Source organism: Acutalibacter sp. (assembly GCF_056800975.1).
In genome coordinates, this window is sequence record NZ_JBQISV010000116.1 from 1 (window position 1) to 5,809 (window position 5,809).

General features: G+C 58.2%; 7 protein-coding genes. All 7 read right to left on the minus strand.

Annotated features, from left to right (window positions below; genetic code table 11):
* A partial coding sequence (locus tag ACTO5E_RS09815) for a glycosyltransferase family 2 protein (RefSeq protein ID WP_482303302.1) occupies positions 1-104 on the minus strand: 104 nt, incomplete at its 3' end.
* On the minus strand, positions 101-1,222 hold the full coding sequence (locus ACTO5E_RS09820; protein WP_482303296.1) for a glycosyltransferase family 32 protein: 1,122 nt from the start codon (positions 1,220-1,222) through the stop codon (positions 101-103). The genes ACTO5E_RS09815 and ACTO5E_RS09820, both read right to left, overlap by 4 nt.
* Positions 1,219-2,223, minus strand: coding sequence for a galactitol-1-phosphate 5-dehydrogenase (locus tag ACTO5E_RS09825; protein ID WP_482303297.1), 1,005 nt, complete (start codon positions 2,221-2,223; stop codon positions 1,219-1,221). Before ACTO5E_RS09825 ends, ACTO5E_RS09820 begins: the two co-directional genes overlap by 4 nt.
* Positions 2,224-2,928 carry an IspD/TarI family cytidylyltransferase gene (locus tag ACTO5E_RS09830; RefSeq protein ID WP_482303298.1) on the minus strand — a complete coding sequence of 235 codons (705 nt, stop codon included), beginning with the start codon at positions 2,926-2,928 and terminating at the stop codon, positions 2,224-2,226.
* 2 nt (positions 2,929-2,930) lie between these two features.
* Positions 2,931-3,593, minus strand: a complete 663-nt coding sequence (locus ACTO5E_RS09835) for a ribulose-phosphate 3-epimerase (protein WP_482303299.1) — start codon at positions 3,591-3,593, stop codon at positions 2,931-2,933.
* A 4-nt stretch (positions 3,594-3,597) separates the two neighbouring features.
* Positions 3,598-4,800, minus strand: a complete 1,203-nt coding sequence (locus tag ACTO5E_RS09840) for a class I SAM-dependent methyltransferase (protein WP_482303300.1) — start codon at positions 4,798-4,800, stop codon at positions 3,598-3,600.
* A 38-nt stretch (positions 4,801-4,838) separates the two neighbouring features.
* Positions 4,839-5,672 (minus strand): PHP domain-containing protein, encoded by an 834-nt coding sequence (locus tag ACTO5E_RS09845; protein ID WP_482303301.1) that lies wholly within the window; start codon positions 5,670-5,672, stop codon positions 4,839-4,841.
* Positions 5,673-5,809 lie beyond the last annotated feature (137 nt).

The following is a 5,809-nucleotide window of genomic DNA, read 5'->3' on the forward strand; positions in this document are numbered from 1 at the left end:
ATAAGCTCCCAGTTCTCATAGGTCTGCGCCAGAACGCTCTCAATGGCCTGACGCAGGTACGCTTCCCCGTTATAGACGGGAAGGACGATGCTTACTTTTTTCATATAGTCTCCTCCAGGCTATCCACAAACCGCCGGTACTTCTCCCGGGTCAGCGCCCGCTCTCTGGCGGCGTTCTCTCCCAGCCAGGTGCCGCTGAAGTGGTGGATGGAAAAGGTATTTTCTGTTACGACTGTCTCGCCGCTGGCATAGTCGAAGGGATGAAAAAACTCAGAGGCATATACCGTTATAGTTGTTGAAATGGTTTGAGTTTTTCCATTAGGACTCATACCTAGTCTACAGATTCCCATGGTGTCCGCATAACCGCTACTGATAGAATTACAAGTTCCATCTGCCAACACAAATGTTTCATTTTGCCGGATTTCTAAAATTGTTTTTATAGCATGGTTTCCCTGCTGCGCCCCACTGCAGCCACCTGGATTAATGACTCCCCACTTCTCCACTCCGCAAAAGGCCGGCTGATACAGCAGCTCATCCAGACCGCGCACCAGCTCCACATCCGTGTCCAGATAAATCCCCCCGTGCCGGTACAGAATGTCCAGCCGGGCCACATCAGGCACAAACCCCCACTTCTTCCTCTCATAGGCCTGCACCATGTAGGGGCTCCAACTGATGTCATAATTGCTCTCGTCCCAGCGGATGATCTCATAGTCCGGGCAGAATTTCTCCCAGGTCTCCATACAACGCTTCAGGCTGTCTGGAATAGGATTGCCGGAGAACCAGCAGTAGTGAATCCTTTTGGGGATCAGCGGGGTCTCGCTGGTCTTCACCACCCCGCCGGATTTCAGGCTGTGGGCCCGTTCAATAAGCATCACCGGCAGGAACCAGGCCTCTGTCTCCCTCAGGGCAGACAGCTTTTCCAGGCTCTCCACCACCGCGTCAAAGGCGCTCACGGTCACCAGCAGCAGGCAGCCGCTTCCCAGCTCCTCCAACGCGGACACCGGAGAGATGGGAACCGCCCTTTCCCCCACCGCCACTGCGCCCCCCTGCTTGTGGGGGTCCGCGTCCACATAGCAGCGCACCTGCTCCGCCAGTTGGTAGGCGTTCAGCCAGTAGGGCGCGGCCACCTGGCCGATGACCCCTGCGCCGTATACCACAATGGGCTTTCCGCTGGACTCCGCCCGCCGGGCAAAGTCCGAAAAGCTCCCCTTTTTCAGCCTCATGACGCGCCTCCTTCCCAAATCACCTTACAATAGGGCTCTGTTTTGTCCCGCATCAGCTCCAACCCCCGGAGAAGCCCCTCAGGCTCCAAGGTGTGGGTGACCAGGGGGGCTGTCTTCAGCCGCCCCTCCGCCAGAGCCTGCACGGTCCTCTCCCAATCGCTGTCCTCCCCCCAAAAGGCGGAGTTCCAGCTGCCGGTCAGGGTCAGCTGCTTGCGCAGAATACGCCAATACACCTCCTGACTCAGGGGGATGGCCCCAGGGGGGTTGCCCATAAGCGTCAGTCCGCCCCCCGGGGCGGTGAGCCGGATGGCGCTCTCAATGGCCGCGGGCGTGCCTACCGCCTCGATCACGCGGTCAAACACCTCCCCGGTCTGGGTGACATAGTCCAGGCCGCAGGCCTCGGCCCAGTCCTTTTTCTGTTGATTTCTTCCCAGAACCGTCACCTGTGCCGCCCCCAGCAGCCGGGCCCACTGGCCGGCCAGCAGGCCGATGGTCCCCGTGCCTGCCACGCAGACAGTCTTGCCGGTCAGGTCTCCCAGCCGCCGCACCCCGTGCAGGGCCACGGCGGCAGGCTCCAGCATGGCGCCCCCGGCGTTGGAAACTGCCTCTGGCAGGGCGATCAGGTTTCTTACCGGAACCGCCGTAAACTCAGCAAAGCCCCCGTCCCGCCGGGAGCCAATATAGTCGTAATTCTCACAGGTCTCAAAGCTGCCGCTGGCGCAGGAGGGGCATTCCCGGCAGGGAACCAGGGGGTAGACCCCCACCCGGCGGCCCACCCAGCTTTGGCCCTCCGGCCCGCCGGCCTCCGCCACCACCCCGCAGAACTCGTGGCCGGGTATGGTGGGAAAGCGGTAGGTCCCCTTCTCAAAAATCCGGGGAATATCCGAGCTGCAGATTCCCGCCGCCAGCACCCGCACCAGCACCCAGCCGGGCAAAAGCTCCGGCCGGGGCCGTTCCTCCCGGCGCAGGTCGTTGACCTGGTGCAAAACATAAGCCTTCATTCAGCATTCCTCCCGTTCCTTCAGGATAAGCTGGCAAATGGTCCAGTCCATGGGATAGGTGAGCTTTCGGTTCTCCGCCTCTCCCTCAATCATTTTCACCTTCCACCCGGCCTGATAGGGCAGCTGGCAGCTGCCGCTGAGGGCAGAGAGCCTCTCGGCCGGGGTATTGCGGTACAGGGACAGGTAGTCCCCAAAACGAAATGCCTCCGGGGCCTGGCCTGCGTACAGAGCCGCCCGGTCCGGTATCCCGTTCACCCATTGGCCGTCTCCGCTGGTGTAGACTGTGTCTGTCACCGGCACCACTGGCAGCACCGCAGGCGCGTCATGCAGACCCAGCAGCAGCCGGGCCAGCAGCTCTTGGCTGGTCAGGGGCCTTGCCGCGTCCTGAATGACCACCCCGTCCTCCGGCCCGGTGAGGAGCCCTTCCAAAGCCAGCAGCCCGTTCAGGATGGAGTGCTGGCGGTCCTTCCCGGCAGGCGCGAGCTTTCGCAGCTTTGTCACTCCAAACCGCTCCGCCCAGCCCAGAACCGGCTCTCTCCACTCCGTTTCGGCTACCACCACAATGCACTCCACGGCCGGGCAGCACTGCAGCGTCTCCATAGTGCGGACAATCACGGGCCTGCCGGCCAGCTCCCGGTACTGCTTGGGCACTCCGGCCCCAAAACGGCTCCCGGCCCCGCCGGAGAGGATCACAGCCCCGTTCACGATTAAAACCTCAGCTCGCGGATATCCTGGAGGATATCCCCATAAGGCCTGCCCTTGCCAAACAACAGGGTGGTGCCCAGCACAAAGCCCTTCACCCCCCTGGGGGCAAACTCCTGAATTTTGTCCGCGCTGCAGGCCCCGTCCCAGTACACCTCAAAGTCCATGTCCTCCTTCAAAGACAGCAGCTTGGTGATCTTCTTGCCCACATAGGGCAGGTACATCTGTCCCGCATTGCCCGGGTTGACGGACATGACCAGCACCTTTTTCACAATGCGCAGCATCTCGAACACGCTCTCCACCGAGGTCCCCGGGTTGATGGCAATGCCGGGAATCATCCCCCCGTCAATCACAGCCTGCAGGGTGGTAGAGGGGTGATACTCCGCCTCCGGGTGGATGTACACCGTGTCGCCGGGGCGCAGGTTCTCCAAAAACAGCTGAATATGGCTGTTGGGATGCTCCACCATCAGGTGCACGTCCATGGGCACAGCAGTGGCCCCGGCAATATACCGCAGGTCGTTTAGGGACATGGCGAAGTTGGGCACATAACGCCCGTCCATAATATCAATGTGGAAGGAGTCAATGCCGCCCGCCTCCAAATCGCGGACCTCCTTCTCCAGGTTGCCATAGTTGGCGCACATCATGGAGGCGGTTAGTTCGAAGTTCATATGATTATCCTTTCTGAATCTCCAGATAGTCCAGATTACTGGCGGCCAAACTCATGATATTTTCAATTACAGAGGCCAATTGAATCCTTTCTTGACTGATATCAATGAACTCCTCCAGCTGAAAGTCCCTTGTCTTTGTAATCTCCACGATGAGGATTTGGTTTTCCCGAGGGGTGGAGAGGCTGGAATGCACCACATTTACCTGGAGAATGTCTTTCAATTCCTGAGAAACATTCACCGCGTTTTCGTTGTTCCATATCAGGAAATCGCTTTTATCAAAATCTAGATTCCACTTATGTAAGCCGGAATAGCCCTCATACAGAGCTTCCGCTCGTCGGTGGAACAAGAAAAGCTTCCCGCCGGGTTTCAGGATGTAAGCGCATTCAATCAGGCTTTTATAGGGATCAATGCAGTGATCCATGGCATTGTTTATGATGATAGCATCACTGTAATTTCGCTCAAAGAAATTCGCCATAAACTCAAACATTCCAAAACTGTGCCTGAGGGTCTGCCTGCTGGAATATTTCTCATTGATTTTGTTATAGAAGGGGGCCAGCGGGTCAATCGTAAATAATTTGACCTGCCCGAAATCAGGCAGACGGCTCCCGTATAGAGGAGCCAGCCCACAGCCAATATCCATCACGATGGCCCCATCCCACAGGGCCTTCTCCAAAGAAGGGAGGGCGCTGGTAAAATCTAGCCGTTCTTCCTGGTAGGGAACCGTCAGGCCAAAAAAGAGTTCATTATTCATTCTGGCCTCATAATCCCAATGCGCTTCCCCCCTGGGATTGGCCACTTCCTGTACCCAATATTCCACTTCGGACATAAGGTTTTCGACCCATTCCGAGATTTGTAAATCATAATTGATATCCCATTTATAGGAAAGCGATTGGGTTACACTGGCCAGATAATCATTTTCCAGGCTGGTCTTTTCCAGAATCTGGACGTTGGCCGGAAACTCCCGGGAAATCTGCTGGGTAACTTCTTGAATATATGACGCTCTGTTCATGCCGAGCACAATGCAGTCGACTTCATTTCGGGCGCAGGCTTCCTTCAGCTCACTTGGCGAGAGAACAGGAAAGCCGTCAATGACCTCAGAGTGGGCATTGCTGCTGCAAAACGCCAGGACCTCGTACCCAAGATATTTTGCCTCAACCGCCATCTGCCGGCCGCAGGCATTTGTCCCCCAAATGACACATCTTTTCATTTTTATCCCCCTATCTGTCACTTCTCAAACTTTCTTTTTCATAATGATTTAACAATCCACTCCAAACCCAATTCCACTCTGGCGAGCTTCACATCGGGCTTCACCTTCTCCCCATGAAAATCACTGCCGCCGGTGACATGGAGGCGGTACTTTTCCGCCAGTGCCAGATATTGCGCCTGCTGCTGGGGGGTGTGCTTGGGGTAGTAGCATTCCAGGGCGTCCAGCCCGTAGCCCGCCAGACGGGCTACCAGCTGTTCCAGGTTCTCCGGGGCGTCCGGCCCGAACACGATTTGATAGGGGTGGGCCAGGGACACCTTGGCCCCTGCCGCCTTGAGGATTCCCACGCACTTCTCTGCGCTGGGCTTGCCCCGGTCGAATTTCTGAAAGGCCGGGGTGTCCAGATACCGGTTAAAGGCCTCCCGGCGGTCGCCCACATAGCCCTGCTCTACCAGAGCCCGGGCAAAGTGGGGGCGTCCAATCACGCCGCCCTCCGCATAGGCCTCTACCAGAGACAGGTCCACCTCAACGCCCTGGGTCCGCAAAAAGTCCCGTATCTTATACTTTCTTCTGCCTCTCCCCTGCTTCAGGCTGTCGATCATCTCCCGCAGCCCCGGAGCCGCCGGGGGAAAGCCATAGCCCAGAATGTGCAGGCTGGGGTAGTCGTCCGCGCTGAGCTCCACGCCCCGCACCACCCGGACTCCCAAAGCCTCTCCGGCCTTCACGGCCTCGTCCAGGCCGTCCAGGTTGTCGTGGTCGGTGAGGGCCAGCACCTCAATGCCCCGGTCCTTTGCCAATCCCACCAGCTCCGCCGGGGTATACTGCCCGTCAGAAGCCGTGCTGTGGGTATGCAGGTCGCAAATATGAACGCTCATTCCGGCACCCCCACTTCAAAGCGGGCTGTCAGCTCCGCTACAATCTCCTCCGGGGTGCGGCCGCCATCGTTCTCCACCACCACGTCCGGGCAGTCCGGCTCATCCCAGGGTAGGTCCACCCCCACCACATTTTTTGT

Excerpts from the sequence above, each read along its gene's own strand:
- ACTO5E_RS09820 (WP_482303296.1), bottom strand. The coding sequence starts at position 1,222 with ATGAGGCTGAAAAAGGGGAGCTTTTCGGACTTTGCCCGGCGGGCGGAG.
- ACTO5E_RS09825 (WP_482303297.1), bottom strand. The coding sequence starts at position 2,223 with ATGAAGGCTTATGTTTTGCACCAGGTCAACGACCTGCGCCGGGAGGAA.
- ACTO5E_RS09835 (WP_482303299.1), bottom strand. The coding sequence starts at position 3,593 with ATGAACTTCGAACTAACCGCCTCCATGATGTGCGCCAACTATGGCAAC.
- ACTO5E_RS09840 (WP_482303300.1), bottom strand. The coding sequence starts at position 4,800 with ATGAAAAGATGTGTCATTTGGGGGACAAATGCCTGCGGCCGGCAGATG.
- ACTO5E_RS09845 (WP_482303301.1), bottom strand. The coding sequence starts at position 5,672 with ATGAGCGTTCATATTTGCGACCTGCATACCCACAGCACGGCTTCTGAC.